Here is a 3,078-nt window from a genome sequence, read left to right on the forward strand (position 1 = left end):
GAGCCGTGTGAGGTGAAAGTCTCATGCACGGTTCTGAATGGGAGGGGGAGATGGTAACATCTCTCTCGACCCCTAATGATTGCCGTTACTCGTGACACGCTGATGGGCTGGAGTGAATTTCTATATTTGGGCGTGGGGTTAGGCTTGGGTTGGGGTGCGAACCGCTGGGGACTCGGACACCGCAATGGGGCGAAGTCCATCGGCAAAACCAACCGTGGCGGTGAATCATCGCGAATCCGCCCCGCCGAAACCGAGTTTCCGCACTTGTCGGAAATGATCCATCCGCAAATCGAAACCCTATCCGAACAACTGCAACAGATGCGGCTGGCTTATCAGATGGCGGCGGAAATGGAGCAGTTCAAGGCGGGGTTTTTGGCCCGGACATCCCACGAACTGCGATCGCCCCTCAACAGCATGATCGGTCTGCTACAGTTGATCCTGGCCGACCTGTGCGAGAGTCCCGAGGAGGAGCGGGAGTTCATCCAACAGGCCCACGACGCCACCCTCCGCATGGTGGGGTTGCTCGATGAAGTGCTGCACGTCGCCAAAACCGAATACGGGACGGAACGCATGAACCCGCAACCCGTGCAACTCGCCCCGATTTTTGAAGAAATCCACCAACTCACCCACCTGCAAGCCGCCAACCGCAGCATCCGGCTTTCCATCGCCGCCCCGGAGCCGACCCTGTACGCGATCGCCGATCGCCCCCGCCTGAAGCAGGTTTTGCTCAGTCTCGTCGATGCCGCGATCGCCGGGATGGACGAGGGGAAGGTGCGGATGTCGGCCCACCCCTCCCCGGAATCCGGCTACGTCCACATCTGGATCGACGACCAGCGGCCCGTGGGGGCCTGGAGCGAATCCTGGGACCTGCTGCAATCCACCCTGGAGGCTAAAGATCCGCAACTGCTGGACCCCGAAAATTTGGCCCTCTCCCCCGGAATGCGGCTGCTGATCAATCAAACCCTACTGGCGTTGATGAACGGACGCCTGGAAGTCCTGGCAGTCCCCTCCGACGCGGAACTCAGCGACTTCACCCGTACCCAATGTTCCGTCCCCCTCGCCACAAAATTCTAGGTGAGAAAACAGCGGCACGGGCTCGGATTGGGAGAGGACAAATGTGGTGGTGGGGTTGTATTCAAACCCGATCCGCTCGTAGAATTTTTGTTGCCGGCTGGTCATCAAATACACCCGTTCGACCCGGCACAATTTCGGATGGCCGAGGACGGTTTGAACTAATTTTCTCCCCAGTCCTCCCCCTTGATAATCCGGGTGGATGACCACATCCCAAATCGTCGCCCGATACACCCCGTCCGAGGTGGCGCGGGCAAAACCGACGGTGTGATTTCCATCCCAAACGGTGACGACAGGATCGCTGTTGGCGATCGCAATTTCCAAGTCTTCCAACCGGCGATCGCGGGCCCAAAATGCGGCTGTTTGAAATAAATCCAAAATTTGCCGGAGGTCGATATGGGCGCGATCGCAACTGAACTGAATGTAGCGATCGTCTCTCAGTGTCGAATTCATCGTTCAGACTTAGCCACTCATTAAGCACGAATTGGTCAGGAAAATTGAGAAAAACGGAGGGCGATCGCATCCGTGTTTAATGACAAAAAATCGTCGCGATCGCAATTTTCGCCAATCCCGCATTCTCCCCGGCTAACTCGTGGAAACTACTCTATCAAATTCTCCCCGAAACACCTAAAGAGAATGTCATCAAACACCGACATAAAATCGCCGTCACCACCGCCCCAAATCCGACGATCGCCCCTCCCATTCCGCCTGTCAAATCGGGCGATCGCCGACCTGTATCAATCTGGGGCGATCGGTCTTTTTTCCGATCCCGATCGAAAGCGATCGCAAAAATTTTAGATTTGAAGACCCGATTGAATAGGCATCAATAAATCGATCCCATCAAAACAGTAGAAAATCGACAATGATTCCGGTGTAGGGGCGCAAGCCTCGCGCCCTCCCCCCCGACTCCCGACTCCCGACTCCCGACTCCCTAAGACACCCGACTCCCTAAGACAACAGCGATCCGCCGATCATCCCGGCCAACAGCACCCAGCCGATCGCCACATTATCGCGGAAAATCTTACCGTAAACCGGGCGGGGGAGGTCCGGTTGTCGCAATTGCCAATACTGATATCCCCACAGAACCACCGCCACCGCCAACGCGATCCAGGATACCGGGTGCAGGTGCAGTTGCCAGTCCAGGGCGAACATCAACCCCGCCGTCCCCAGGAAAAAGACGCCCACCGCCTCGGCCGCGAAATCCCCGAAAAATAGGGCGCTGGAGTTGATCCCCAACTGGCGATCGTCCTCGCGATCGCTCATCGCATAAACCGTATCAAATCCCAGGGTCCACAACACCGTTGCCCCCCACAGCAGCCACGTCGCCGGCTGCAAATCCGCCGTCGCCGCACTCCAGCTAATTAATACCGCAAATCCCCAGGCGATCGACAATACCAACTGCGGGACCGGAAACACCCGCTTCGCCAGGGGGTAGCAGATAATCACCGGGACGGCGGCCACGCACAGCCAGAAACTCAGGGGATTGAGATACAGGGCCAGTCCCCCCGCACAGGCAAACGCGACGATCGCCACCCCGATTCCCGTTTGAATCGTTAACGCCTTGGACGCCAGGGGGCGATCGCGAGTCCGTTCCACCTCCGGATCGATATCCCGATCCCAGAGATCATTCACCACGCACCCCGCCGCACTCGTCGCCAACGTCCCGAACACGACAATCAAAATCAGCGTCAGCGGCGGCGTCCCCCCCGTCGCCAAAACGATCGCCCACAACGCCGGGATCATCAAAATCAGGCGTCCGGCGGGTTTGTCCCACCGCAGCAGGCGGATCACTCTCAGCCAGGTGGGTTCCGGTCGATTCGATTCACTTACCATGTCGCTTCAGTTTAGATTTTTGCTCCCGAGAGAACGTTTCTCCCAAAATCAATACAAATTGTAGCGATTTTCCCGCCATTGACGACAATACTTTCCTTGATATAGCAGTGCGCGCTCGTCTGTTTACAGTTTCCTCAGAGGGACAAACCTTTAAACCCTGATGTCGAGGGAATT

At 57.1% G+C, this 3,078-nt stretch carries 4 protein-coding genes; 2 read left to right on the forward strand and 2 right to left on the reverse strand.

Translation table 11 applies throughout. The features are described 5' to 3' along the window. Window positions 1-102: 102 nt before the first annotated feature. Window positions 103-1,074, forward strand: coding sequence for a HAMP domain-containing sensor histidine kinase (locus LKE08_RS00015; protein ID WP_324702153.1), 972 nt, complete (start codon window positions 103-105; stop codon window positions 1,072-1,074). Here the strand turns inward: LKE08_RS00015 and LKE08_RS00020 are convergent. Then, a complete protein-coding gene (locus tag LKE08_RS00020; protein ID WP_324702150.1) occupies window positions 964-1,524 on the reverse strand; it encodes a GNAT family N-acetyltransferase in 561 nt (186 codons plus the stop codon). The genes LKE08_RS00015 and LKE08_RS00020 overlap by 111 nt on opposite strands. A gap of 183 nt (window positions 1,525-1,707) precedes the next feature. Between LKE08_RS00020 and LKE08_RS00025 the strand changes: the two genes are divergently transcribed. After that, window positions 1,708-1,869 (forward strand): hypothetical protein, encoded by a 162-nt coding sequence (locus LKE08_RS00025; protein WP_324702151.1) that lies wholly within the window; start codon window positions 1,708-1,710, stop codon window positions 1,867-1,869. 150 nt (window positions 1,870-2,019) lie between these two features. On the opposite strand, the gene LKE08_RS00030 is transcribed toward LKE08_RS00025, so the two are convergent. Then, window positions 2,020-2,904 (reverse strand): 4-hydroxybenzoate solanesyltransferase, encoded by an 885-nt coding sequence (locus tag LKE08_RS00030; RefSeq protein ID WP_324702152.1) that lies wholly within the window; start codon window positions 2,902-2,904, stop codon window positions 2,020-2,022. Between the last annotated feature and the right edge of the window lie 174 nt (window positions 2,905-3,078).

This window comes from Lyngbya sp. CCY1209 (assembly GCF_035615495.1).
In the GTDB taxonomy this organism is placed as follows: domain Bacteria; phylum Cyanobacteriota; class Cyanobacteriia; order Cyanobacteriales; family Microcoleaceae; genus Limnospira.